This window comes from Serratia liquefaciens ATCC 27592 (assembly GCF_000422085.1).
Taxonomy (GTDB): Bacteria; Pseudomonadota; Gammaproteobacteria; order Enterobacterales; family Enterobacteriaceae; genus Serratia; species Serratia liquefaciens.
Window position 1 is genome coordinate 2,529,822 of record NC_021741.1, and the last position, 26,180, is coordinate 2,556,001.

The following is a 26,180-nucleotide window of genomic DNA, read 5'->3' on the forward strand; positions in this document are numbered from 1 at the left end:
ATACGGATATCCCGCCACGATGCCGAATGACGAACTGGAGAGGTTATGGCTAATCCCTATCGCGAACTTCTGACCACGCCCGGCGTCGGGGGGTTAGTGATTGCGAGCTCGGTTGCCCGTTTACCGCAGGCGATGATCGGCATCGGTATTATCACCATGTTGGTACAGCAGAGCGGTCACTATTGGTTGGCTGGTGCGGTAGCCGGTATATTTACGCTGGCGAACGCGCTCATGGGTCCGCAGGTATCGAAGCTGGTTGATCGGCGAGGCCAGAACAGGGTGCTTCCATGGGTCACCGCGTTTAGCATTACCATGCTGCTGGCGTTGATAACCGCTGCGCATATGCGTGCCCCAGTCCCGTTGCTGTGTATTCTCGCCATGCTGGCCGGCACTATGCCAAGCATGCCGGCAATGATAAGAGCGAGATGGACACAGCTTTTCCGGGGCAAGCCGCAACTCCACACCGCCTTCTCGCTGGATACGGTGCTGACAGAGCTGACCTTCGTTATTGGCCCCCCTTTATCTATTGGCTTGAGCACCGGTATCGCCGCCGAAGCCGGGCCCCTCGCCGCGATAGTGTTGCTGGTGATTGGCGTCACGGCTTTTCTTCTGCAACGACAGACGGCGCCCAAAGTCATCAAAAACACGACTGAACACCGCGGCTCGACCCTGCGTATCCCGGGCCTCGGCACCATCGTGCTGGCACTTTTAGCCATGGGGGTGATTGGCGGATCTATCGATGTGGCGGTAGTCGCTTTCGCCAACGCACAAGGGTGGCCGACGGCCGCCAGTTTGATTCTTGCTGCCTACGCGCTCGGTTCCATGGTTGCCGGTCTGGCTTTTGGCGCGATCAGGGTTAGCTTGCCGATAGAGCGTCAGTTCTTTATTGGGGTGCTGTTAACGGCGGCAACGTCGGTGTTGCCGCTCCTGTCTGCAGACGTTTACATTCTGATGGCGACCATTTTCGTGGCCGGTATGTCCTTTGCACCCACCATGGTTGTCGTGATGAACCTTGGCACTATCCTGGTACCGCCGTCCAGGCTCACCGAAGGGCTGACATGGATGACCACCGGCATCAGCATTGGCGTGGCGCTGGGTGCTGCGCTGGCGGGGCTGGTCATCGACGCTTATGGCGCACGCGCCGGCTTCGGCATCGCCATTGCTGCAGGCGTTGTGATGACGATTATCGTGCTTCTCGGTCGACGTACGCTCCACGCTGCCTCGATGCCCCAGGGGGGAGCAACCTGCTCTTAATGCAGCGGCAGCCAGGGATGACCGGGCTGCCGTAAGCGGACTAGACGCTTAACGAGTCATAATTTTTGCGGCGGTAATTGAGCGCGGACAAGATCCACAGCACCACAAACAGCACGATAGCGGCGTAACCGACGCTGCCCAGGTTGTCATTGAGCACCTCAACACCCCGCCACAGCCCGCCCTGTAGCCCCAGCTTATCGGCCAGTAGCCCCAGGCCTTCCAGCCCGCCGATCACCACAGCGATAACCACGCTGGTGGCGGTGATGGTCATGTTGTAATACAGCTTGCGGATCGGTTTATTGAACGCCCAACCGTAAGCGCCAACCATCACAAAATTATCCAGTGAGTCAATCAAGGCCATGCCGCTGGCAAACAGCAGCGGGAACACCATGATTGACCAGACCGACATGCCGGATGTAGCACCGGTAGCGGAGATCCCGAGCAGGCCCACTTCGGTAGCCGTATCAAAGCCCAAGCCAAATAAAAAGCCGACTAAATACATATGCCAGCTTTTATTCACCAGATTAAAAGCAAAGCGGTACAGCCGCGTCATTACGCCGCCGCTGCCGCTCACCAGCAGGGCTACGTCCTGTTCGACCAGGGTTTCTCCGCGCTTCACCCGACGGAAAATGCGGTAAACGTCGCGGAAGATCAGCCAGTTCAACAATGCCATCCCCAGTAAGAACAGCGAGGAGATCAGCGTGCCCAAAGTGGCGCCATACTGATGCAACCAGCCGATGCGATCGCCAAATGCCAATGAGGTGGCGGCAATCGCGATGCAGGCCAGTACCACAATGCTGGAATGCCCCAGAGAGAAGAAGGCCCCGACGGAAACCGGACGTTGGCCTTGTTGCATCAATTTGCGGGTGACGTTATCGATGGCGGCGATGTGGTCGGCATCCACCGCATGGCGCAGTCCGTAACCGTAAGCCAGCAGCGCGGCGGCAATCAGGGCCGGGTGATGGTGAAAAGCAGCAAAGGCCGCACCCCATGCCAGCAGGTTTAGCGCCACTAACGTCAACAACAGCCAAAAGGCGCGGGTATGGGTATGGAAAAACTCGCGGTTTAACATGTTACATCCTGTTGTGTTTTAAAGGGGAGGCGCGCCATGGGGATATGCTGCGCGCAGGCGACCAATGCCTGACCGAATGCCAACCCTCCATCGCCCGCCGGCAGCCGTTGTGGCAGCAGCACGTGCAGCGGGGCCAGATGATGCTGCAGCCGTTGGCGTAACAGGCGGTTGTGCAGTACGCCACCGCTTAACGCCACGTGCCGGAGGTTATGCTCTGCGGCAAAATGTTTGGCCAGGCCGGCAAATCCCTGCGCCAGGGCATCATGAAACGCCCAGGCCCGTTGAGCGGCCGGCGCTTGCCAGGCCAGCCACTGCCGCCACAACACGCCCAAATCGAGCTGTGCTGCGCAACGTGGCAACGTCACCGGGTGAGAGCAAGGGCCACTTTGGTGGGCCAGCGCCTCAAAAATACTGGCGGCTTCGCCTTCCCAACTTTGCCGTTCGGGCGCACATCCCAGCGTGGCGGCGGCCGCGTCAAACAAACGGCCACAGGAGGAGGCGAGCGGCGCATTGATGCCGGCGTTGATGGCTTGGAGCAGGGGGCGCCAGGCGCGTGTCAATAGCCGTTCGGCCTGTGGGCTGCTTTGCCAGTCAGGCACGAAGCGTGCAAAATGCGCCAACTGATTGCGCCAGGGTTGTTGCGCGGCCAGATCGCCGCCGGGCAGTGCCACCGCAGGCAATCCCCCCAGATGACGACAGCGGCGGTAATCGACCCACAGGCATTCGCCGCCCCACAGCGCGCCGTCCTGCCCGTACCCCAGCCCATCCAGCGCCAGGCCGATAACCGCTCCGCCTTCCAGTGGCCAATGGTGTTCGGCCAGGCACGCGGCCAAATGCGCATGATGGTGCAGCACCGGGGTCACCGGCAGCCTCTGTCGGGCGGCCCATTGGTGGCTGACGTAACCCGGATGAGCGTCGCTGGCTAAGCGCTGTGGCTGGCAATGGTACAACGCCATAAAATGCGCCATGGCCTGCTGCCACTGTTGCTGAATGTCTTCCTGTTGCAGGTCGCCAAAATGTGAACTGAGTACGGCATTATTTCCCTGCAGCAGGCAAAAGGTATTTTTGCGATCCCCGCCCACGGCCAATAGCGGAAGCTGTGAAGGGAAGCCCGGAGGCAATGGCAGGGCATCCGGAACAAATCCGCGCGCCCGACGTAACATTTCATGGCCTTCAGGCAGCAGACGCACCAGCGAATCATCGGCGCGCTGCAAGATTTCGCGATCGTGCAGCAACCACAGGTCGGCAATACCGGCCAAATCAGCCAAAGCCTGGCTATTGGTTAATGCCGGAGCTCGGCCGGTGGCATTGCCGGAGGTCATCACCAGGGGCCGTTGTATCCCCTGCATCAGTAAATGGTGAAGGGGATTGGCGGGTAACATCAGGCCCACTTCGTTCAACTGCGGGGCGATAGCCTCAGACAGCGGCGAATGGGGCGAGTGGGACACCAGCACGATAGGCGCGGCAGCGGACGCCAGCAAAACCTGTGTGCGCGCCAGATCAATGCCACGGGTGCAGCGCGTCAGCCAGTCGATATTCGGCAGCATCACCGCCAGAGGTTTGCCGGGACGCCGTTTGCGAAGCCGCAGACGTTCTACGGCCTCCGTCTGGGTAGCATCGCAAGCCAGGTGAAAACCGCCCAGCCCTTTGATGGCCACAATCTGCCCGGCAGCTAATGCGGCTACCGCCTGCTGCAGGGCTTCTTCCCCCTGATGCTGAGGTTGTCCCTCAACGGTGAAACTGAACAACTGAGGGCCGCAGTCGCTACAGGCGACCGGTTGGGCATGAAAGCGCCGGTCGTGCGCCGAACGGTACTCTTGGGCGCAGGGCGAACAGAGCGGAAACGGTGCCATGCTGGTTGCCGGGCGATCGTAAGGCATGGCACGAATAATGGTGAAGCGTGGGCCGCAGTGAGTGCAATTGATAAAAGGGTAGCGGTAACGCCGATCCTGCGGATCGTTCATTTCCTGCAGGCAGTTTGGGCAGGTCGCGGCATCGGGAACAATCTGGGTCGTCATAGCACCGCGTTGGCTGGCGCGGATGCGAAAATCATCGGGCTTTTTCAGCCAGGTAAAGGGCCGTTGCTGAATGTTGTCGATCTGCGCCAACGGTGGCGCCTGCTGGCACAACAGATGCAGCAACAGCTCAAGGTCGACGGGGTTCACCAGCCGAATCTCCACCCCGGCGCTGTCGTTCCAGACTTCGCCACGTAGATTGAGCTGGTTGGCCAGTTGCCAGACAAAAGGCCGAAAGCCGACGCCCTGTACTTTGCCGCTGATACGCAGCAGCAGCCCCGGATAGGACATGGTTTATTACCCTCTTTGGGTTTTTATAAATTATCAGGAGGCACAACCCTGCGTAGCCTCCTGTCAATTTATTCCCTGGTATTCCCTAAATAATTGGAGTTGCATCAAGGCGGCAAGAGCGGGGATCCCCAGGAGCTTACTTAAGTAAGTGACTGGGGTGAGCGCTTGCAGCCAACACAGATGCAGCTTCAAGTATGACGGGATTACATCACGTCTTCTGCGGCGCGGCGCAGGCGAGCTTTCATATCGCTGTAGCTTTGCTGCGCATAGTTCTCCGCCCAGTGCTGGTCGGTAATCGCCGCCAGTTTTACCGCACAGTATTTGGTTTCCGGCGTTTTGGAGATCGGATCCAGGTTTTCCTGCGTCAGTTCGTTACAGGCGCCAATCCACCACTGGTAGGTCATATACACCGCACCCAGGTTAATTCGCTCGTTATAGTTGGCTCGGCTGATCACTTTGCCGCGACGAGAGGCAACCCACACCAGTTGCTGGTCGGCAATGCCCAACGAGGCGGCATCCTGAGGGTTGATCTGCACGAAGCCGGGCTCATCCGCCAGCGTTTGCAAGGCGGCACAGTTACCGGTCATCGAACGACAGGAGTAATGCCCAACCTCACGCACGGTACAGAGCACCAGTGGGTAATCTGCATCCGGGATCTCGGCCGGCGCACGCCAGGTGGTGGCGAACAGTTGCCCTTTACCGGACGGCGTTGTGAACTGGTTACCCTGATACAGGTACGGCGTCCCTTGGCTTTCCAGCGAAGTGCAAGGCCATTGCACGTGACCGAGCTCGCCCATTTTTTCGTAAGTGGCGCCGTAAAACAGCGGGCAGAGTTCGCGCATTTCGTCCCAGATCTGCTGGTTATCCTCATAGTGCATCGGATAGCCCATTTCGCTGGCCAACAGGCTGATGATTTCCCAGTCGCGCTTGACGTTGTACTGCGGCTCAATGGCTTTTTCGAAACGCTGGAACCCGCGATCGGCGCAGGAGAAGACGCCGCCATGTTCGCCCCAGGAGGTGGCAGGCAAGATCACATCCGCCTGTTCGGCGGTTTTGGTCATAAAGATGTCTTGCACCACCACAAATTCCAGCGCTTCGAACGCGCTGCGCACCAGGCTCAGATCGGCCTCGGTCTGCAAGGGATCTTCCCCCATGATGTAGTAGGCCTTCACTTTGCCTTCATGCACCAGGTGCGGGATTTCGGTGATGCGATAGCCGACGTTGGGATCCATTTTTGTGGCGTCGATTCCCCAGGCTGCGGCGAATTTGGCGCGCACGGCCGCATCGGTAACCGCTTGATATCCAGGGAATTCATTGGGCAGCACGCCCATATCGCAGGCACCCTGTACGTTGTTCTGCCCACGTACCGGGCCGACACCCACGTTGGCGCGGCCCAAATTGCCGGTGAGCAGCGCCAAACTGGCGAGGCCTTTGACCACGTCAACCGCCTGGCCGAATTGGGTCACGCCCATGCCCCACATGATGGTGGCCGAAGGGGCGCTGGCATAGGTGCGCATGGCCTGGCGGATCTGCTGTGCGGTCACGCCGGTCAGGTGTTCCACCGCTTCTGGCGCATAATCCGCCAGTTGCTGCCGGTAGGCCTCGAATCCCTCGGTGTATTTGGCCACGTAATCGCGGTCATAAAGATTCTCTTCAATCAGCACGTAGGCGAACGCATTCACCAGCGCCATGTTGCAGCCGTTCTTGATCTGCAGATGCTGGTCGGCAATACGTGCAGTTTCTATCCGGCGCGGGTCGCACACGACGATCTGTGCGCCTTTCTCTTTAGCCTTCAGCACCCGGCGCGCCACGATGGGGTGCGAGTCGGCACAGTTGTAACCGATGATCAGCAGACACTTGGAGTTTTCGATATCGCCAATCGAGTTACTCATGGCACCGTTACCGAGCGTGGCCTGCAAACCCGCGACCGAAGGCCCGTGGCAGACGCGGGCACAGCAGTCGACGTTATTGGTGCCGATCACCGCGCGGGCGAACTTCTGCATCACATAGTTGGTTTCATTGCCGGTCCCGCGAGAGGAACCGGTGTGCATGATGGCGCTGGCACCGTGCTGGTCTTTAATCTGCTGCAGCCGCTGTGCGGTATAGCTGATCGCTTCATCCCAACTGACGGCCTCAAACTTGCCGCCTTTCTGCCGCCGAATCAGCGGCTGGCTCAGACGCGGGGTCAACAGTTTGGTGTCGTTCAGGAAGTCCCAGCCGTAATAGCCTTTCAGACACAGTTCACCCTGATTGGTCACGCCGTCAGCCGCCTCGGCGCGAATGATTTTGCCGTTATCGACCACCAGTTTCATTTTGCAGCCTGCACCGCAGTAAGGGCAGACGGTTGTGATTTTTTTCATCGGTTCAGTTCCTAAAACAGTGACGACATTGTGTCGAGCGCGGCGCGGCGGCGCTTCTCGGCGTTCATTTCCTGCAGCATGTTGCGATCGACGCAGTGCAACGCATTGGTTGGGCAGGTTTCCATGCAGGCCGGGCCGCTGTCGCGACCGATGCACAGGTCACATTTATGGGCTTCGGCTTTCTCGGAGGTGGCGCTCATCATGGCGCCGTTCTGGCGGACCACCGGACGGGTGATCACTTCCATGGCGCCGTAGGGACAGGCCACGACGCAGGTTTTGCAGCCGATGCAGCGTTCCTGCATCACCAGGACCATGCCGTTGGTGCGGCTGATGGCACCGTTAGGACAGACGTTGGCGCAGGGGGCGTCCTCGCACTGGCGGCAAAGCACGGCGGTGCTGACGTTGACGCCTTTAATCACATGCAGGCGCGGGGCAAAGCTGGTGGCGTTCAACGCCGAAATATCCTGGCTTTCGCTGTGCGCCATCACGCAGGCAATTTCACAGGTACGGCAGCCGATGCATTTTTTGGGATCGGCGATGATAAACCGGTTCATCAATAACTCCTGGGTTACCCTTCATCCGGGTATGGCAAAAGAGAGGTCGTGGCTCTGGTTAAGCATAAAACATGCCAATATTGAAAATACTTAAAAAGCAGAGGGTTATCTTTTTATGGCGCCGGGGTCGACAGCAGGTCGACAGAAATGACGATGCCGCGTCAGACATTCGTCACCTCCAGCTGCGGATAACCGCCATTGTCTGCCCAGTGAAACAAGCGTTGATGGAGCACCGTCACCGCCTGTTTCACCGCCGCGCTGATCGGGTAATAAAACGCCACCACTTCGGGCTGAATGCCGATAAAGGTAATTTCCGCTATGTCTTCGCGCAGTTGGTCGATCAGAAAGTTAAGCGGCAGGTTATGCGTCGTCATGATGAACATGGCGGCAATGTCTTTTTCGTCGATCACCCGTGTTTCACCCGGCGCGAGCCCCATGTCGGTGGCGTCGACGATCACCAGGCGATCAGGGCGCAGCGCGCGGATATGCCCGATGTCATTTTCCGGTGCCGCGCCGCCGTCAATCACCTGCCAACCCGCGGGGGGATGACCGGCACAGAGTTCAGCCAGCAGCGGCCCGGCACCGTCATCTCCCATCATGCAGTTGCCCACACACAATAAAACGTCAGTCATCATGCCTCCGGACCATCAGGTAAATGGCGGGTTCGTTTTCAATCGATTGAAGCAGGGCGATCAGCTGTTGGCTCCAGCTTTGCTGTTCAGTGTTCATACGCGGCGCCGCGTGGCTCAACGCCGTGGCCAACAGGTGGGTATGGCTGTTGTCGATACAGATTTCGCCAAACCGATCGACCCCTTCCAGTTTGCGCCGTGCGGTGCTGCCCGCAGGCAACTGCGCTATCCAGGCACGAAACCCCGCCAGCGGGCAGCTGAGTTTGGCTTCCAGGCAGTCGATCACCCCCAGATGATGGCCGATCGCCAGGCTGTAATAGATCACCTCCTGGGCCTTCGGCGGGGCCTTTTTCTCCTGCACAAACTTGCGGCTAAGGGAGTAAAACACCACCTGCCCTTGGGAATCGGTCATAGCCGCAGCTCCCCACGCAGCACCCGTTGATAAATGCCCTGCAGGTTGCCGACAATTTCATTCAGGCGCAGGTCATCTTGCTGGTGCAGATAAGCGGCGATGCGCTGTTCGACCGGTTCTGGTGTCTCTGCTGCCAGCAGTTGCATGAACTGGTCGGCGATTTGGCGACCATAGCGGTAACCGGCCATACGCCGGGCTTCGCGATCCAGCAGCACTCGCAGCGGCTGGGGCAGTTGCGGGTGCAACAGGCGCGTAGCTTCACCGTCGGTTTCATCATGCTGGTGGCCTTTGATTTTCTGATCCAGCAGGCCCAGCGCCATGGCGAAACCGTAAATGGTCGCCGCCGGCGTCGGCGGGCAGCCGGGAATATAGACATCGACCGGAACGATGCGATCGGTACCGCCCCACACGCAGTAAAGATCGTGGAAGATACCGCCGCTGTTGCCACAGGCACCGTAGGAGATGCTGATTTTAGGATCGGGTGAGGCCTGCCAGGCGCGGATCGCCGGAATGCGCATGGCGCGGGTCACTGCACCGGTGAACAACAGAATATCGGCATGTCTGGGGGAAGGAACCACTTTGATGCCGAAACGTTCCGCGTCGAACAGCGGTGAAATGGCAGCGAAAATCTCAATTTCGCAGCCATTACAGCCGCCGCAGTCCACCCGATAGACATAGGCCGAGCGGCGGATATCCTGCAGCAGGGTGGTTTTCAGCTTGGCGATGCTGTCATCGAGGGTGATTGGCACCGGCAGGCCATTTTCATCACGTGGTCCAATCAATGGCGAATTCATGAGATGACCTCCCGGGTCAAATGGCGGCCGATATCAATACGATCGGCCTGGGTCAGATTCTGCTGCTGTTTGCAGGCCGGGCAGGTTTCAAACTGCGCACGGCGGGTTGCCGCCTCCGAGCTGCTCAACCCGAGCAACGCCATCGCATAATCAATTTCCTTTTGCGCCGCATAGGGTTTGCCGCACTGTCGGCAATGACAAATGGCGAAGTCGGCTTGTTCGTACAGATCCTCTTTACGCCACACTGCCAGTTCGAACTGCTGCGAAAGCCGAATGGCGGCGGTTGGGCACACTTCCTCGCAGCGGGCGCAAAAGATGCAGCGCCCAAGAAACAGCTGCCAGCGCAAGGTGCCGCTGTTGAGATCGGGGGTCATGCTCAACGCGTTGGACGGACAGGCGTTGGCACAGGCACCACAGGCTATGCACTGCTGTGGGCTGTATTCGGGCTTGCCGCGAAAGTTCGGATCAATGGCCAACGGCTGGGCCGGATAGGCGACAGTGGCCGGGCCGGTCTTCAGCACTTTTTTAATCAGTTTCAGCATGATGGGCTCCGGTTAGAACGGCTTGTTTTTCCGCTCGATGCCGTAACGTTCGATCTCTTTGTACGGCACGATGATGGACTGGCGCTTGCGTACGTCGACGATGGTCATGCGATCGGTGCAGGAGTAGCAGGGATCGAGACTGCCGATAATCAGCGGGGCGTCGGATACCGTATTGCCGCGCAACATGTAACGCAGGGTGGGCCAATTGGCATAGGTGGCGGCACGGCAGCGCCAACGGAACAGTTTCTGGTTGTCGCCGGTCATGCTCCAGTGGATATCATCGCCGCGCGGCGCTTCGGCAAAGCCCAGGGCGAAGCGGTGCGGTATATAGGTGAAGCCGTCCACCGCCAGCGGTCCGCCCGGCAAGCTTTGCAAACCGAACTCGATGATGCCGAGCGAGTTGAACACTTCGTGAATGCGCACCTTGAGGCGGGAATAGACGTCGCAGCCGCTTTCCACGCATAACTCCACCGGCAGTTTGGCGTAGCCGGCAAACGGATGGTCGATGCGGGTATCGCGACGGTGGCCGCTGCCGCGGATCATCGGCCCCACGTTGCTGTAATCGCGGGCCACCTGGGGATCGAGACGCCCAACCCCGACGCTGCGTTGTTCGGTGTTGGGCGTACTGAGCAAGATATCGACCAAATCCACCAGTTCGCTGCGCATTTGCGCGGCCAGCTTCAGGGTTTGCAGCATGTCCTCTTTCAAAATATCTCGGCGGATACCGCCAATCAGGTTCAAACCATAGGTTTTGCGCGCGCCGGTCAGTATTTCTGCCATCTTCATCGACTGCTCGCGTACGCGGAAGAACTGCATAAAACCGGAATCGAAGCCGACGAAATGGCAGGCCAGACCAAGATTCAACAGGTGGCTGTGCAGGCGTTCCACCTCCAGCAGGATCGAGCGGATCATCTGGGCGCGTTCCGGCACCTGAATGCCCATCGCATTTTCGACCGAGCTGGTGTAGGCCACGCTGTGGGTAAAGCCGCAAATGCCGCACACCCGGTCCGACAGAAAGGTGACTTCGTTATAGCCCATACGGGTTTCGGCCAGTTTTTCCATCCCGCGGTGCACGTAGAACAAGCGGTAGTCGGCGTCGATGATGTCTTCTCCATCGACAAACAGGCGAAAGTGCCCGGGTTCGTCCGAGGTGATGTGCAACGGGCCAATCGGCACCACATTGGCTTTGGCTCCGGCCAGGCTCTCGAACGGATAGGTTTCCACATCGGTGGTGGGTGCGGGGCGTTGACGATAGTCCATCGCGTCTTTGCGTAGCGGGTAAAGATCGTCCGGCCAGTCGTCAGGCAGCACCAGCCGCCGCTCATCCGGCAATCCCACTGGGCGCAGACCGTACATGTCACGCACTTCGCGTTCGCCCCAAACGGCGGCGGGCACGCGCGGCGTGACGGAAGGGAACTCCAGCGTTTGGGCATCCACTTCGGCGCGCACCGTGATCCAGCATTTGGTGCCTTGCTCCATCGACAGAACGTAATACAGCGCGTAATGGCCGCACAGCGTGCGCTCGTCGTTGCCAAACAGCACCGACAACCAACCGCCTTGCTGGTAATACAGCCATTCCACCACGTCCGGCAGCGCGTTGAGCTTAACGGTGACCGTCAGCTGATCGGCAGTTTGCCATTCGGCTGCCAGCATGGCCGCAGGGAATTGTTGCTGCAACGCCGCCAGATAGTGCTGGCCTTGATGTTCGTTAGTCATTATTGATTGCCTTTGTCATTATTCAGCCGACGACCAGCCAGGAAACCAGCGCCAGAAAAGCCAGTCCAAAACCGGCCCAGGTGGTACGGGCCGTTTTCAGGAAGCGCAAACGTGCCACGCTATTTTCGATAATCGCGATCAGCGTCAGCGCGCACAGCAGCTTGAGCAGCGCCAGGACCAGCGCCGCCGACAGGTGAAGGACGGTGAATTGTGCCGCTTGCCCCCAGGGCAGAAACACGCCGAGGAACAGCTGCAGCACCACCAATTGTTTGAGGCTGATGCCCCATTTCAAAATGCCGAGCTCGGCACCGGAATATTCCGTCAGTGGCCCTTCCTGCAGCTCTTGCTCGGCCTCCGCCAGGTCAAAAGGCAGTTTGCCCATCTCGATATAGGTGGCGAACGCACAGGCCAGGGCGGCCAACAGCAGCGGCAACCAAGCGGGGTGTGGCAACGTCAGCAGGCTCTGCACCATGGCGCTCAACTGAGTCGAACCGGCCACCAGGGCGGTCACCCACAGCCCCAACAGCAGGATGGGTTCGACCAGAATGCCCAACACCGCTTCGCGGCTGGCGCCGATGGCGGTAAAGGGACTGCCGGTGTCCAGACCGGCAATGGCGAAAACAAAGCGCACCACGGCGAACAGATAGATCAGGGTGATCACATCACCGATGGCAGGCAGCGGCGAGGCGACAGTCAACATGGGTAACGCACAGGCGATGGCCAGCAGGGTGCCGGTCAGCAAGTACGGCATGGCATGAAAGGCCAGACCGGAAGCCGCCGGTGCTACGTTCTGACGCTTCAACAATTTGGCGATATCGCGGTATTCCTGCAGCACTCCGGGGCCGCGACGGTTATGCATTCGCGCGCGCAGCACGCGGCTGATACCGGCAAACAGTGGGGCGACGGCCAGTAACAGCAAGGCCTGCGCCAGACCGAGTAACACATTGGGATAGGTCATTGTCATCTCCTCAGGCAAAAGCCACCACCAACAGCACCGCAAACTCCACTGCGGCCAGGCCGCGGCAGAAGGCAACGAAGGCGTTACAATGTAACGGGTTGATCAAAGATTCCGGCAGCCAGCGGCGCAGTTGATAGAGCGGGGCGAACATCACCCGAAGCGGTTGGGCAAAACCGGTGGCGGTGATCACCATCGCCTCCTCATGACCATATCCGCAGGTCCAGGCGCTACCCTGTACCCGGCGAGGTTGACGACGGGTCTGATAACGTGCAGCAATCAATAGCGGCAGCAGCGGCATTGCCAGCAACAAAATGGCGATCAACGGGGTAGAAACCAAAGTGTCGGACACGGAGAGGGATTGTTCGGACGTCATGCCGATCAGCCGGGCAAACAGCGGGATGATCCAGGGCGCACCCAGGCCGCAAACCAGACACAGCAACGCGGGCAGCGCATGGCTCAGCGTCAGGAAGAGGTTAGCCTGCACGGCCTGGGCTGCCGCAGCGCAGCGCGGGGCTCCCAGACAGGCGACGCCAAACACCTTGCTGACGCACATCACTGCCAGCGCACCGGTCAGGGCCAGCGCCACCGCCAGCAACGGCCCGAACAGATGGCCAATAAAGCCAGAGGCCGCACTGAAATGGAACAGTCCCTGATAGATCAGCCATTCACTGGCGAAACCGTTCAATGGCGGCAGTGCGGCCATGGCCACCAGGCCGATCAGCAGAGAAATGGCGGTCCAGGGCATCAGCCGTGCCAGCCCGCCCATTTTCTCCATGTCCTTCAGCCCGGTTTGTTGTTCAATGGTACCCGCCGCCAACAGCAATGCGCTTTTGAACAGGCTGTGATTCAACAAATGGAACAGGCCGCCGATCAGGGCGAACGCCGTCAGTAATGGTTGTTGCAGCGCCATACCGACCATGGCACCGCCAATGCCCAGCAGGATGATGCCGATATTCTCCAGCGTGTGGTAAGCCAGCAAGCGCCGCAGATCGTGCTCCATCAGCGCATACAACCCGCCAAAAAATGCGGTGCCGGCGGCCAGCAGCAGGACCAGCAATCCCCACCACAGCGGGGGCGTACCCAGCAGATCCAGTCCTATCTTCAGGATCCCCAGCAGGCCGACCTTCATCAGTGCGCCGGAAAACAACGTGGCGGCCGAGGCCGGCGCGCTGCTGTGGGACTGAGGCACCCAGGCATGCAGCGGCATCACCCCGGCAAAAATGCCAAACCCGGCCAACGCCAGCAGGAAGACGCCGTTACGCAGTGCATCCGGTAATGGCGTCGCGCGGATCACGCTGAATTGCAGGCTATGGCTGTGGGTATAAATCAGTGCGAAAGCGATAACCAACAGCAGGGTGCCCAGGCGCATCAGCAAAAACTGGCTGTGCCCGGCCCGCAGACCTTTCGCGTTCGGGGCGTGGACAATCAAGAAATAGCCGCACAGCGCCGCCAGTTCTAACAGCAACAGCAAGGCCAGTGCATTATCGGCGATCGCGGCGGCGCTGAGCGCTGCCAGCATCAGATTGATCAGCCCGCCCAACCGGCCACCTGCACTGGCGTTCAGCTTCGCGACGCTTCCGATGTGATACAGCGCGGCGCAGATCCCACACAAAGCCATCACCAGCAATAACAACGCATTAATGCCGCTGATTTCCACCGCATAACTCAACCAGGGCAAACGGGCGCTGTGCAGCGGTGCGAACAGCAGTTGTCCCGCGGCCAACAAGGTGGCGATGGCACACAGCAAGGTGCCAACACCCAGCAAGGCATTGACACGCGGCCAGGGGGCCAGCAGCCAGCTCAGCAACGCGAACAGGAGATACCCGACGAATGCCAGAGTCAGCAACGACAATGGGTCGGGCGCAATGGGGTAAAACATCAATTCGGCTCCTTGCGGGATTCTGGGGCGGTAGCGAACGGCAGCTCGGCGCTGAGCGCCTGCATGGCGTTGCGCCTTTTCTGTTCGCTGGCGTTACGCACGTCGTGGTCGCTGACCAAGCGAATGGCCTGGGTAGGACAGGTACGGATACAGGCCGGGCCTAAGGGGGTGAAAGCGCAAAGGTCGCACTTGACCGCCACGGCGCGGACACCGGGCACACAATCCAGGAAGGCGCCGATCGGCCGCGGCGCTTTGGCGGCAGGCAGGGCCAGCGGTGTGTTGCAGTCTGAGGGGATCGCTAACGGGGTACTGCCGCCGAAGCCTATGGCGCCGAACGGGCAAGCAATACCGCAGAGTTTGCAACTGACGCACAGGCTCTCGTTCAGGACGATGGCATCATCCTGATGGCGAATGGCGTTTACCGGACAGACCTGCGCGCAGGGCGCATCCTCACATTGATGGCACATCACCGGTGCCGAATCGCGGGCGTTACGAATCACCTGCAAGCGGGGTAATGCCTGCAAACCCCGTTGCCGATGTTCCGCAGAACAACTGGCCATGCAGGTATTGCAGCCAATACACAATTTGGGGTCCGCAATAATAAAGCGGTTCATGCACACTCCTTGCTTCGTCATTTATGACGAAATCGTCAGTAAAAAATGACGTTTCGACAGTTTTCTGTCAGTGAGTAACGCCGACAGTCAGACGGACAGGGTTATTTTTTTCAGTGCGTCATGAATGGCGTGCCCGTCATGCAGCGAATCAAACAGGCATTGGTAAATAACGGCGATCTTATCCAGATAATGTTCAAATACCGCCGGCATATCGCGATTGTTTATTACACCGTCAATATTACCGTCTTCATCCAGCGAGGCATGGGCGAAGGGGGCGAAATTCTCGGCTTCATGCGGCGATGCCAAATTAATGCGATAGCAGATATCACGGCTGTAAAACCCCTCACTTAATTGAATGCTCACCGTGAAGTGGTTGAACAGTACAAAACGCAGATCGTCGTCCTGACCGTAAGTAAACTGATGATTAATCTTCTTTTTAGTGGTGGTAACCGCTTTGATTAAGGTGCTGTGGTAGGTTTGCCACTGCGCCATCAGGCGGTTGCTTTTGTTGGCGATATAATCGGCCTGGCTGGTTACTTCACTGATAGTACTCATTGTCGTCACTCAAAATTGATGGTCATTGTCGAATCGCTTCGGGTGAACGGCTTAAAGCATAAAGCGTGCCAGTCTCTGGTGATTTTCATTATTTCCTTTTAATTCAATCATCAGGGTTGGAATTAATCTTTAAATTGGATTGGGGGCTGCCAGCTAATTACTGTCGACGTCATGACACTCGACAAATATGCCGAATGGGTTTTGGCACCATATTTGCAACGCAGGGTGACGAAACGTTTTATCACCCTGAGTGGAGGCCGGATGCACGAAATAACCTTGTGCCAACATGCGATGGAAATAATGCAGCAACAGGCTCGTCAACATCGTGCGAAACGTATTACCGCGGTGTGGTTCGAAATTGGCGCATTTTCCTGCGTGGAGGCGGAATCGCTGCGGTTCTGTTTTGACATGGTATGTCGCGACACCCTGGCCGAAGGCTGTGAGCTGCATCTGACTGAACAACGCGCCTTGTCCTGGTGTTATGACTGCCAGGATGACGTCGAGCTGTTGATCCCGCAGGTTTTGGTCTGCCCGCACTGCGCCGGAAGAAACCTGCGGGTGCAGGCCGATGATGGGTTGCAAATAAAACGTCTGGAAATTGAATAACTGAAAGGAGAAAGAACATGTGCAGCACTTGCGGTTGTGCCCATGGGGAAATGACGATTGAAGGGCAAGCAAAGGTACCGTTTCGCCCGCAGCGGCCTCTGCAGGGGGACCTGCATTATGGACTGGGATTGGCGGGCACCCATGCGCCGGGCATCAGCCAGCGGCGAATGCTGGAAATAGAAACCCGGGTGTTGGATAAAAACGATCGTCTGGCCGAACGTAATCGCCAGTATTTTGCCGAGCAACACATCCTGGCGTTGAATCTGGTTTCCAGCCCCGGTTCTGGCAAAACCACCTTGCTGACCGAAACCCTGCTGCGGCTGCGCGGGATGCGTGAGTGCGCGGTGGTGGAAGGAGACCAGCAAACCACCAACGATGCCGAACGTATCCGCGCCACCGGCGTGCCGGCGATCCAGGTCAATACCGGCAAAGGCTGTCATCTGGATGCGCAAATGGTTCACGAAGCCGCCCAGCGTCTGGAGCTCAAAACCAGCAGCCTGCTGTTTATCGAAAATGTCGGCAACCTGGTTTGCCCAGCCAGCTTCGATCTGGGGGAGCGGCACAAGGTGGCGGTGCTGTCGGTCACCGAAGGGGAAGACAAGCCCCTCAAGTACCCGCATATGTTCGCCGCCGCACGTCTGATGCTGCTGAACAAGGTCGATCTGCTGCCGTACTTGAAGTTTGATCTGGCCGCCTGTATCGCCAATGCCCGTCAGGTTAATCCCGACATCGAGATAATTACCCTTTCTGCGACTCAGGGGGAAGGGATGGATCAGTGGTTGGCCTGGCTGGAGCGACAGCTATGTGCATAGGGATCCCCGGGCAGATCGTGGCGTTGGATCAACACCAGCCTCAGCACGCCTGGGCCGACGTCTGCGGCGTGCAGCGCGAAGTGAATATCGCATTGGTTTGCCGGGAGGGTGAACCCAAAGAAGCGATGCTGGGGTGTTGGGTATTGATTCACGTGGGCTTTGCGATGAGCCGCCTCGATCAACAAGAGGCCGAGGATATGCTGGCAGCACTGCAGGCGATGGGGGAAGTGGAACAGGACGTGGCGCTGTTTTTGGCGGGGGAGGATAACCATGGATTACGTAGATGAATTTCGCGATCCGCAGCGGGTAAAGAAACTGCTGCAACATATCTGGCACCGCGCCGCACAGTTGCCGTTTACCGCCGAACGACCGCTGCAAATCATGGAGGTGTGTGGTGGCCATACCCATGCGATATTCCGCTTTGGCCTGGACAAGCTGCTGCCGGCGCAAATCGAATTCATTCATGGCCCCGGCTGCCCGGTTTGCGTTTTACCTATGGGGCGCATCGACGCCTGCTGCGAAATCGCCGAGCACCCCGAAGTGATTTTTTGCACCTTCGGCGATGCGCTGCGGGTGCCAGGACAGCAGGGGTCTTTACTGCAGGCGCGCGAGCGCGGGGCCGACGTGCGCGTGGTCTACTCACCGCTGGATGCCCTGATGCTGGCGCGGCTAAATCCGCAACGGCAGGTGGTGTTCTTCGCGCTGGGTTTTGAAACCACCATGCCGGTCACGGCGATCACCCTGCAACAGGCGCGGCAGGAAGGCCTGGACAACTTCAGCGTATTTTGTCAGCACATCAGCCTGATCCCCACCTTGCGCAGCCTGCTGCAACAGCCGGATATACGCATTGACGGTTTTCTGGCACCCGGCCACGTCAGCATGGTGATAGGCACCGAGCCCTATCATTTTATCAGCAGGCAATACCACAAACCCCTGGTAGTGACCGGCTTTGAGCCACTGGATATCTTGCAAGGGGTGCTGATGCTGGTCGAGCAGTTTCTTGGCCGACAAAGCCAAACCGAAAACCAATACCGGCGGGTGGTACCGGAACAGGGCAACCGGCTGGCACAGCAGGCGATGAGCGAAGTTTTTGTCCTGGGAGGCGGCAGCGAATGGCGCGGGCTGGGCACCATTGCCGACTCAGGCATTGCCCTCACGCCAGGCTACCAGGCTTTTGATGCCGAACGTCGTTTTCGTCCGCAGCGGCGGCAAGTGGCTGACGATCCGCGATCCCGCTGCGGAGACGTGCTCACCGGGCGATGCAAACCGCGCGACTGTCCGCTGTTTGGTCGCGGTTGTACGCCACAAAACGCGTTTGGCGCGCTGATGGTCTCGTCCGAAGGAGCCTGCGCCGCCTGGTACCAATATCGCCGTGAAACAGAGGAGACGCCGGCATGAATAACGTGATTACTATGGCTCATGGCAGCGGTGGTGCTGCCATGCAGCAATTGCTGGATGATCTTTTCCTGCCGGCCTTTGCCAACCCGCAGTTGGATCAGCGAGAAGATCAGGCCCGGTTGGATTTGGCCGAGTTAACGCAGCAGGGCGATCGGCTGGCGTTTACCACCGACAGTTACGTGATTGACCCGATTTTCTTTCCGGGCGGTGACATAGGCAAGCTGGCCATCTGCGGTACGGCCAACGATCTGGCGGTAAGCGGCGCGTTGCCGCGCTATCTTTCCTGCGGCTTTATTCTCGAAGAAGGCTTGCCGCTGCCCGAGTTACAACGCGTGGTCGCCTCGATGGCCGCCACCGCGCAGCAGGCCGGTATTCGCATTGCCACCGGGGATACCAAGGTAGTGCAGCGTGGCGCAGCCGACAAAGTATTTATCAATACCGCCGGTATCGGGGTGATCCCGTCCGGTCTGAACTGGGCGGCGCAAAATATCCGCGTCGGCGATGCCGTGATTGTCAGCGGCACCCTCGGGGATCACGGGGCAACTATTCTCAACCTGCGCGAAAAGTTGGGTATGTCTCTGGGCGTGATCAGCGACTGCGCGGTGTTAACGCCGTTAATTGAGCCATTACGTGCCATTGACGGTGTGCGGGCGATGCGTGATGCGACCCGTGGCGGGGTGAATGCCATTTTGCATGAGTTCTCACGTGCGGCCGGCGTGGGTGTCGAGGTGCAAGAAAGCCTGTTGCCGATCGCCCCGGCAGTGCGTGGCATTTGTGAATTGCTGGGGTTGGACGCCATTAATTTTGCCAACGAGGGAAAACTGGTGGTCGTGGCCGCACCGCAAGCCGCACAGAACGTGCTCAGTGCCTTGCGTGCTCACCCATTGGGCGCGGATGCGGCGCTGATTGGTACAGTGACGGAGGGGCGACAGGTAAGGCTGCAGGGTGCTTATGGCATCAGCCGCCTGTTGGATTTGCCGCATGCCGAGCCTTTGCCGCGGATTTGTTGATCCCGTCGGGGGAGAACGTCGCGGCCCAGCGTTACACTTTGCGATGTGACTCACAAATCTTCATCGCGACTCAGGCAAGTGATAAACAATGTCGAATGCACAATTAGAAAAACAAGAACTACTGGAAATTACCCGCACGCTGCTGAGCCAGCGCAGTTTCACCGATCTGTTGCTGCAACTGCGTCAGATACTGCAACGCCTGCAATTGGCAGATCAGGTCACGCTGGTGCTGTTTGACCCTGACAGCGAACGGGTCAGCTTTTATGGCCTGGATGCGCATCGACAGCCGGTGAGCTATCAGGATGAGACCCTGCTGGCAAATGGCCCGGTAAGTCGGCTGCGACAAAGCCCGCTGCCACAGCGCTGGCAGAGCGATGATCTGCACGCGCGATATCCGCAAATCGGGGCTCTGGCGCTGTATTTACCCTTTAATCAGTATTGCCTGATGCCGCTGCATGCAGGCGGTACCCTGATAGGCGGCTGTGAAGTGTTACGTTGTCACCCAGCGCCGTTCGCCGACGCCAGCCTGGTGCAGTTGCAGACACTGATGGAGTTGGTGGCATTGGCGGCAGAGCAGCTCCAGCTGCGGGAGGAGGCGGAACTCCGTCAACGGCAATTGCGCCATGAACGAGATGATTACCGCATTTTGGTCGACGTGACCAACGCGGTGCTGTCGAAACTCGATTTGGATGATTTGATCGGTGAGATCTCAAAGGAAATTCACCGTTTCTTCAAAATCGACGCGATCAGCATTGTGCTTTGCGTCGATAAAACCGAACAAGTCACCATTTATTCCACCCACTATTTGCAAGAGGACGTGGTTGAGCGTCAGCAGTACAGCGTAGCGCTGGCGGGCACCTTGTCGGAACAGGTAATGCAAAGCGGTGAAATGCTGCTGTTGAATCTGAAGCATTCCGACCGGCTGGCGGCCTATGAGCGCCAGCTGTTCGATCTCTGGCATGAGCAAATTCAAACGCTGTGCGTACTGCCGTTAGTTTTCGGCAACAAAACCCTGGGCGTACTCAAGCTGGCGCAATGTCAGCCGGACAACTTCAACGCTGCCAACCTGCGGGTGTTGCAGCAGATCGCCGAGCGTATCGCGATTGCGGTGGATAACGCGCTGGCCTATCAGGAAATTAACCGGCTCAAAGAGAGCCTGGTGCATGAGAACCTGTATCTGACCGAGCAGATTAATGGTAATAACCCGGACTTCGGCGAGATTGTCGGCCGCAGCGTGGTGATGTCCGCCGTGCTCAAACAGGTGGAAATGGTAGCGAAAAGCGACTGTTCGGTGCTGATCCTCGGCGAAACCGGCACCGGTAAAGAGCTGATAGCCCGTGCCATCCACAACCTCAGCGAACGACGCGATCAGCGCATGGTGAAAATGAACTGCGCAGTCATGCCGGCCGGGTTGCTGGAAAGCGATCTCTTTGGCCATGAAAAAGGGGCATTTACCGGGGCGACCAATCAACGAATGGGGCGTTTTGAACTGGCGGACAAGGGAACGCTGTTTCTGGATGAGGTAGGCGAAATTCCCGTAGAGCTGCAACCGAAATTGCTGCGGGTACTGCAGGAGAGGGAGTTCGAGCGCGTTGGCGGTAACAAGGTGATTTCGGTGGACGTGCGCCTGATTGCCGCGACCAACCGGGATCTGCAACAGATGGTGGCCGACCGCGAGTTTCGCAGCGATCTCTTCTATCGGCTTAACGTCTTCCCGATCGTTATTCCGCCATTGCGTGAGAGGCCGGAAGACATCCCGCAGTTAGTGAAGTTTCTGACCTATAAAATTGCGCGCCGCATGAAACGTACCATCGACAGTATCCCAGCGGAAACCTTGCGCCTGCTGAGCCAAATGCCCTGGCCGGGAAACGTGCGCGAGCTTGAGAACGTCATCGAACGTGCGGTACTGCTGACGCGTGGTACGGTGCTGAACCTGCAACTGCCTGAGTTGCAATACCCGGTCCCTTCGATGGCGCTCCCGGTTCCCAAAGCGGAGCCCAGTCAGCCAGGGGAAGATGAGCGACAGCAGATTATCAGGGTGCTGAAGGAAACCAACGGCGTGGTTGCCGGCCCACGCGGGGCCGCTCAGCGCCTGGGACTGAAACGCACCACGTTGCTTTCACGCATGAAGAAATGGGGCATTTTGGTTAAGTGAAGCGCCGCGTGGGTTAGGGGCAGCTAATGAGGAATATCCCTCATTGCGGCTTTAGGCTGAGTTACCTAAGCTAAAGCTGCAATGCAAATCGCACATAAGGAGATCATCATGACTAACTTACCATCCGAAGATCGTAATCCTGCCCCTGATGCCGCTGAAGAAAATGCGTTCTTTCCGTCACCTTACTCTTTGAGTAAATACACGTCGGCAAAGACGGATTTTGACGGCGCCCACTATCCTGCGCCTTATAAAGGCGGCAAGTGGAAGGTGTTGATGATTGCGTCTCAGGAACGCTATCTGATGATGCAAAACGGAAAGTTTTTCTCTACCGGGAACCATCCTGTGGAGATGTTATTGCCCATGCACCATATGGATCTTGCCGGGTTCGAAATCGACATTGCAACGCCATCCGGCGACCCGGTAAAGCTTGAGATGTGGGCATTCCCTGGTGAGGATGCGGCGGTCAAGGCCACCTATGAGAAATATCGCCGTCAGCTCAAGCAACCGAAAAAGCTGACTGAGGTAGTGAAGGATTTGGATGCGGGTAATTATATCGGTGTCTTTATCCCGGGCGGTCATGGGGTACTAAACGACATTCCCTTCAGCGAAGACGTGAAAAAAGCGCTGTTCTGGGCCCATGACAACGACCGTTACGTGATTTCACTGTGCCACGGGCCTGCCGGATTGTTGGCGGCGGGTTTGGGTGAGGACAAGGAAAACTTCTTGTATCGCGGTTACGAGATCTGTGTGTTCCCGGACTCGCTAGATACCGGCGCCAATATCGATATCGGTTATATTCCGGGCCCAATGCCCTGGCTGGTCGGTGAACGCCTTCGCGAACTGGGCGTCACGATCCTCAACAGCGACATCACCGGGAAAGTCCACAAAGACCGTCGTTTGTTGACCGGCGACAGCCCGTTGGCCTCCAACAATCTGGGTAAGTTGGCCGCAGAGACATTGCTTGCCGACGTTGCGGCTCGATGAACGGCGTCAGTGACGCGACATAGGTTTAAGAACGGCGTTCTGTTTTGCCCTGGCATCTGCAAGGGTGAAATAAATCTGACGACGAAAAAACGATATTATTCAGAGGGGGAGTGATTAAGGCTCAACCCACGCCAGCAGGCGCGGGTTGAGCGGATTCAACAAGATTTATGACGTTGCGTCACCGATATCCATCGGCTTTTGTTTACGAAGCAGGTGCAGCAGCAATGATACGCGGCGCTCTGTCCGTTCCGGCGTGTCCGGTGGCAAGTTATAGCGCAGAGTGTAACGCTCGTTTTTTTCATTGAAGAAATCGATGACCAGTACGGGGACCGAAGCACCCACCACTTTTCGATAGTTCAATGAGATACCTGACAACCTTCTATTCATTGAAACATCCATTATTCATCACCCTACAGCCAGGGGACGACGGGTTGACATGGCGATGCGGCCGATGCCAAAACTGAGCGCCGCGCCCAACAGCAGGATCAGCAATGAACCCCATGCCGCGCGTGATACCTGTTTGGCCGCCACTTCTGCCGCTTCGCGGGCTTTTTGCTCGGCCTGCGCCTTCAGCTGGTCGACCTTTTGTACCGCCTGCTGATAAGCTTGGGCATAGTTGTCTACGATCTGGGTCGCTTCTGCACGGCTCTTGCCTGTACGGGCTGCGACGATATTCACCAGCGCATCCTTATCTGCCGCATTCAGGGTAGGCTCACCGGATTGCTTGACGCGCTCAAACCATTGCTTGAGCTCTGCAGCCGCCTGGGTTGGGTCAGTGGCTGCATCAGTAGCGGTTTGCTTACCATCCGCAGCGACGCTATCGCTCTTTTGTTCCAACTTGGACGGGTCCAGCTCAGCCTTGCCGCTTTGCTTGAGGGTGGTGGTTAACTGGTTTTCCAAACTGCTCCAGTCCAGGCTGATGCCATTTTTGTCTAACTGCTGTTTGACGTTTTCGCCAATGCCCGGCGCTGCGGCGGCAATACCGTTGCCGGCCAAAGAGAGCCCCTTGCCGACGGCGCTACCGGCCAGGCCGACCACGCCGCTCGCCACAGAAATCACCAGCCAGGTCGTCAGTAATGTGGTCACTGCCCAGCTCAGCAGACCGTGCAAACCGCCACGGTTTGGCGAAGTTCTGCCGGCGACAAATGCACCAGCCGCCAGCGAGACCAGGGTAGTGACAAACAACCAGATCCCGGTGCCCGTGCCAAAGCCACTCAGAGGGTTGCCCTCATGCAACGGATCCACGGCCGAAGCGCCGATGGCCGTGCCCAGCACGCTCAGTATCAGATAGGTCACCAACGCCATGGCACTCCCGGCCAATACCGAACCCCATGAAACGTGAAACGCAAAGCGATTGGATTCATAGACAGTGGTCATTGTTATTCCTTATATTGACTAAACAAGTGGTTGTACGCACAGCACAGGGCCGCGCCGACAGAATCAGTCTGCCGCTTGGCACCACTGACCGTCCCGGTTCATTTGCACCGACAAAGCTAGTGCATTCACACCCCGCGAATGCACCTGTTACGCACTATGCTGTTGGGAACAGCGCCACTATCAGGCACTTCGATCGCCGTCAGGCGGCCAAGCCACTTCGTCTTTTGGAGAAAACATGAGTCAGTCCATCCTTGCCAACGAAACTAACCGTAGCCAGCTACAGCAGATCATCTCAGGGTTGTCGGAAGGGGTGATCCTGGCCGAGGTCGACCAGACCATTCTGTGGGCTAACGAGGCAGCGCTGAGCATGCATGGGTTGAGCAAGTTGAGTGAGCTGGGTGCCAATGGCGGTGAATATGCTGAGCGCTTTGCCTTGCGTTATCGCAACAATCACCCTTTGACGCCGGAACAGTATCCGATTACCCGGGCCGCCAACGGCGAGACCTTCAGCGACGTACTGGTCGAAGTTCGGCCCGCCAGCGAATCGGAGTACCTGTGGGTTCACCGTTTACGCAGCCTGGTGATTACCGACAGTAAAGGGCAAGCCGAATTGCTGGTTTTGATCCTGAGTGATGCCACCGAGTGGGCCAGTGCCGAGCAGCGTTTTGAAAAGACGTTCAACGCCAACCCGGCACCGGCAGTGATCTGCAGCCTGAGCGACCTGCGCTACATAAAGGTCAACCAGGGGTTCCTCGATATGACGGGCTATACACGCGATCAGGTGATGGGCACTTCGGTGTATGCGCTGGACGTGCTGGAACAGGCGGAACGCAAGGAACAAGCGGTGCAATTGCTGAGTGAAGGGGCGACCATTCCACAGATGCAGGCCGAACTGAAGCTGCCGGCCGGCGGAACCAAGCTGGTGATCGTCGCCGGCCAGCCGCTGGACATCAATGAAGAAGATTGCATGCTGTTTACTTTTACCGACCTCGAACCCCGTCGCAAGGCGGAGTCGGCGCTGCGCGAGAGTGAAGAGCGGTTTGCCAAGTCCTTTCGTTTAAGTCCGGTGCCCACGCTGGTGTGCACCGCGGACAAGCAGCGGGTGCTGGACATCAATGAGGCCTTTATAAAAACCACCGGATACGCCGCCGAGGAGTTAATCGGCAAGACGGTCGAAGAGATCAATGTTATCGATGGGCAGGGGGAATGCCGTCGGTTATTTGCCACGTTGGAAAAAAGCGGTAACGTCGAGAATCAAGACCTTAAAATACGCAAAAAGAGCAATGAAACCATCGACTGCGTGGCTTCAGCGGATGCCGTGAGCATTCAGGATGCCCGTTGTTATCTCCTGGTACTGATGGACATTACCGAACGCAAACGCTCTGAGCTTGATCTGGTGGCTGCCATCGAGGAAGTCATGCAAGACGCTTCCTGGTTTAGCCAGACATTGCTCGAAAAACTGGCCAATGTGAAAAGTATCAATAAGCCTAACCTGGCGGGGTTTTCCTTCACCGATCTTACCGCACGTGAACGCGACGTATTGGGGTTAATTTGCGAGGGGCTGCCGGACAAAAAGATCGCCGCACGCCTTAATCTTGCCCCGAATACGGTGCGTAATCATGTGGCGACGGTCTATTCCAAACTCGACGTCCATAGCCGCGCCGAAGCCATCGTCTGGGCCAGAGAGCGGGGGCTGTTTGCCGGTGAACGGTCATCTAAAAATGGAAAGTAGGGTGCAAATGCACTGGCCAATCCCCTGCAAATTGACCTTATGAGCGGTTCATCAACGGCTTACTATCGTGAGACAAGGCAGGCATTTGCACTATGCAAGCGTCGAAACAAACCTCACTCAGGAGTGCAGAATGAACAGCGATAAAATCAACGGCGTGATGGATAAAGTGGTAGGCAAGGCGCAGGAAGTGGCCGGTGATGTTACCGGCGATGAGCGTTTGCAGGCTGAGGGATCTACCCGCTACGTTGCCGGCGCACTACAAGAAAAATATGGCGATGCTGTTAGCTGCGTCAGCGATCTGGTCAAGAAGAAACCTCTCACTACGGTAGCGATTTTTGCCGGCGTGAGCCTGTTGGCAGGCCTGCTGCTACGTCGCCGCTGAGGCTGTGGATTGACTGATTACCGCAAATAAACCCCAGCCTGACTCGCCCGCATCCTGCGGGCGAATGCTTTCCCCGCGC

At 57.9% G+C, this 26,180-nt stretch carries 25 protein-coding genes; 10 read left to right on the plus strand and 15 right to left on the minus strand.

All coding sequences use genetic code 11. The annotated features are described in order from the left end of the window. The first annotated feature begins 45 nt into the window (after nucleotides 1-45). Nucleotides 46-1,254 (plus strand): MFS transporter, encoded by a 1,209-nt coding sequence (locus tag M495_RS11855; RefSeq protein ID WP_020826897.1) that lies wholly within the window; start codon nucleotides 46-48, stop codon nucleotides 1,252-1,254. A gap of 40 nt (nucleotides 1,255-1,294) precedes the next feature. Here M495_RS11855 and M495_RS11860 read toward each other — a convergent pair whose 3' ends face one another. The 13 genes from M495_RS11860 to hycA all read right to left on the minus strand — a co-directional run bounded on the left by M495_RS11860 (nucleotide 1,295) and on the right by hycA (nucleotide 15,645). Further along, the gene (locus M495_RS11860; protein ID WP_020826898.1) at nucleotides 1,295-2,326 is read right to left on the minus strand and encodes a HoxN/HupN/NixA family nickel/cobalt transporter; all 1,032 of its coding nucleotides are present in this window, start codon (nucleotides 2,324-2,326) and stop codon (nucleotides 1,295-1,297) included. Beyond that, nucleotides 2,320-4,632 carry a carbamoyltransferase HypF gene (gene hypF, locus M495_RS11865; protein ID WP_020826899.1) on the minus strand — a complete coding sequence of 771 codons (2,313 nt, stop codon included), beginning with the start codon at nucleotides 4,630-4,632 and terminating at the stop codon, nucleotides 2,320-2,322. Before hypF ends, M495_RS11860 begins: the two co-directional genes overlap by 7 nt. A gap of 203 nt (nucleotides 4,633-4,835) precedes the next feature. After that, complete coding sequence (gene fdhF / locus M495_RS11870; RefSeq protein WP_020826900.1) at nucleotides 4,836-6,992, minus strand: formate dehydrogenase subunit alpha; 2,157 nt, start codon at nucleotides 6,990-6,992, stop codon at nucleotides 4,836-4,838. 11 nt (nucleotides 6,993-7,003) lie between these two features. Next, nucleotides 7,004-7,546, minus strand: a complete 543-nt coding sequence (gene hydN / locus M495_RS11875; RefSeq protein ID WP_020826901.1) for an electron transport protein HydN — start codon at nucleotides 7,544-7,546, stop codon at nucleotides 7,004-7,006. 161 nt (nucleotides 7,547-7,707) lie between these two features. Continuing rightward, complete coding sequence (gene hycI / locus M495_RS11880) at nucleotides 7,708-8,178, minus strand: hydrogenase maturation peptidase HycI (protein WP_020826902.1); 471 nt, start codon at nucleotides 8,176-8,178, stop codon at nucleotides 7,708-7,710. Then, nucleotides 8,171-8,587, minus strand: coding sequence for a formate hydrogenlyase maturation HycH family protein (locus tag M495_RS11885; protein WP_020826903.1), 417 nt, complete (start codon nucleotides 8,585-8,587; stop codon nucleotides 8,171-8,173). The genes hycI and M495_RS11885 overlap by 8 nt, the downstream gene beginning before the upstream one ends. After that, nucleotides 8,584-9,381: an NADH-quinone oxidoreductase subunit B family protein gene (locus M495_RS11890; RefSeq protein ID WP_020826904.1), complete on the minus strand. Its 798-nt coding sequence runs from the start codon at nucleotides 9,379-9,381 to the stop codon at nucleotides 8,584-8,586. The genes M495_RS11885 and M495_RS11890 overlap by 4 nt, the downstream gene beginning before the upstream one ends. Beyond that, nucleotides 9,378-9,923, minus strand: a complete 546-nt coding sequence (locus M495_RS11895; RefSeq protein WP_020826905.1) for a formate hydrogenlyase complex iron-sulfur subunit — start codon at nucleotides 9,921-9,923, stop codon at nucleotides 9,378-9,380. The genes M495_RS11890 and M495_RS11895 overlap by 4 nt, the downstream gene beginning before the upstream one ends. A 12-nt stretch (nucleotides 9,924-9,935) precedes the next feature. Beyond that, nucleotides 9,936-11,639 (minus strand): hydrogenase large subunit, encoded by a 1,704-nt coding sequence (locus tag M495_RS11900; RefSeq protein WP_020826906.1) that lies wholly within the window; start codon nucleotides 11,637-11,639, stop codon nucleotides 9,936-9,938. Between the two features lie 22 nt (nucleotides 11,640-11,661). Then, nucleotides 11,662-12,597 (minus strand): respiratory chain complex I subunit 1 family protein, encoded by a 936-nt coding sequence (locus M495_RS11905; protein ID WP_020826907.1) that lies wholly within the window; start codon nucleotides 12,595-12,597, stop codon nucleotides 11,662-11,664. A 10-nt stretch (nucleotides 12,598-12,607) separates the two neighbouring features. After that, the gene (locus tag M495_RS11910; RefSeq protein ID WP_020826908.1) at nucleotides 12,608-14,476 is read right to left on the minus strand and encodes a proton-conducting transporter transmembrane domain-containing protein; all 1,869 of its coding nucleotides are present in this window, start codon (nucleotides 14,474-14,476) and stop codon (nucleotides 12,608-12,610) included. Beyond that, nucleotides 14,476-15,090, minus strand: coding sequence for a 4Fe-4S dicluster domain-containing protein (locus tag M495_RS11915; RefSeq protein ID WP_020826909.1), 615 nt, complete (start codon nucleotides 15,088-15,090; stop codon nucleotides 14,476-14,478). Before M495_RS11915 ends, M495_RS11910 begins: the two co-directional genes overlap by 1 nt. A gap of 87 nt (nucleotides 15,091-15,177) precedes the next feature. Further along, on the minus strand, nucleotides 15,178-15,645 hold the full coding sequence (gene hycA / locus M495_RS11920) for a formate hydrogenlyase regulator HycA (protein WP_020826910.1): 468 nt from the start codon (nucleotides 15,643-15,645) through the stop codon (nucleotides 15,178-15,180). Between the two features lie 261 nt (nucleotides 15,646-15,906). Here hycA and hypA point away from each other — a divergent pair, with 261 nt between their 5' ends. The 7 genes from hypA to hchA all read left to right on the plus strand — a co-directional run bounded on the left by hypA (nucleotide 15,907) and on the right by hchA (nucleotide 22,610). Further along, nucleotides 15,907-16,251 carry a hydrogenase maturation nickel metallochaperone HypA gene (gene hypA / locus M495_RS11925; RefSeq protein WP_020826911.1) on the plus strand — a complete coding sequence of 115 codons (345 nt, stop codon included), beginning with the start codon at nucleotides 15,907-15,909 and terminating at the stop codon, nucleotides 16,249-16,251. Between the two features lie 17 nt (nucleotides 16,252-16,268). Continuing rightward, nucleotides 16,269-17,063, plus strand: a complete 795-nt coding sequence (gene hypB, locus M495_RS11930) for a hydrogenase nickel incorporation protein HypB (protein ID WP_020826912.1) — start codon at nucleotides 16,269-16,271, stop codon at nucleotides 17,061-17,063. After that, complete coding sequence (hypC, locus tag M495_RS11935; protein ID WP_020826913.1) at nucleotides 17,054-17,350, plus strand: HypC/HybG/HupF family hydrogenase formation chaperone; 297 nt, start codon at nucleotides 17,054-17,056, stop codon at nucleotides 17,348-17,350. The genes hypB and hypC overlap by 10 nt, the downstream gene beginning before the upstream one ends. Beyond that, the gene (hypD, locus tag M495_RS11940) at nucleotides 17,334-18,461 is read left to right on the plus strand and encodes a hydrogenase formation protein HypD (RefSeq protein ID WP_020826914.1); all 1,128 of its coding nucleotides are present in this window, start codon (nucleotides 17,334-17,336) and stop codon (nucleotides 18,459-18,461) included. Before hypC ends, hypD begins: the two co-directional genes overlap by 17 nt. Further along, entirely contained in the window at nucleotides 18,458-19,471 is a 1,014-nt protein-coding gene (hypE, locus tag M495_RS11945; protein WP_020826915.1) for a hydrogenase expression/formation protein HypE, read from the plus strand. The genes hypD and hypE overlap by 4 nt, the downstream gene beginning before the upstream one ends. Before the next feature lie 88 nt (nucleotides 19,472-19,559). After that, complete coding sequence (gene flhA, locus M495_RS11950; RefSeq protein WP_020826916.1) at nucleotides 19,560-21,626, plus strand: formate hydrogenlyase transcriptional activator FlhA; 2,067 nt, start codon at nucleotides 19,560-19,562, stop codon at nucleotides 21,624-21,626. 108 nt (nucleotides 21,627-21,734) lie between these two features. After that, on the plus strand, nucleotides 21,735-22,610 hold the full coding sequence (gene hchA / locus M495_RS11955) for a glyoxalase III HchA (protein ID WP_020826917.1): 876 nt from the start codon (nucleotides 21,735-21,737) through the stop codon (nucleotides 22,608-22,610). A gap of 165 nt (nucleotides 22,611-22,775) precedes the next feature. Here the strand turns inward: hchA and M495_RS11960 are convergent, their stop codons facing one another. After that, nucleotides 22,776-22,997 carry a hypothetical protein gene (locus M495_RS11960; RefSeq protein WP_041414564.1) on the minus strand — a complete coding sequence of 74 codons (222 nt, stop codon included), beginning with the start codon at nucleotides 22,995-22,997 and terminating at the stop codon, nucleotides 22,776-22,778. 18 nt (nucleotides 22,998-23,015) lie between these two features. Next, a complete protein-coding gene (locus tag M495_RS11965; protein ID WP_020826919.1) occupies nucleotides 23,016-23,987 on the minus strand; it encodes a hypothetical protein in 972 nt (323 codons plus the stop codon). A 235-nt stretch (nucleotides 23,988-24,222) separates the two neighbouring features. On the opposite strand from M495_RS11965, the gene M495_RS11970 reads away from it, so the two are divergent. Beyond that, entirely contained in the window at nucleotides 24,223-25,719 is a 1,497-nt protein-coding gene (locus tag M495_RS11970; RefSeq protein WP_020826920.1) for a helix-turn-helix transcriptional regulator, read from the plus strand. A gap of 130 nt (nucleotides 25,720-25,849) precedes the next feature. Beyond that, on the plus strand, nucleotides 25,850-26,101 hold the full coding sequence (locus tag M495_RS11975; protein WP_020826921.1) for a CsbD family protein: 252 nt from the start codon (nucleotides 25,850-25,852) through the stop codon (nucleotides 26,099-26,101). Nucleotides 26,102-26,180 lie beyond the last annotated feature (79 nt).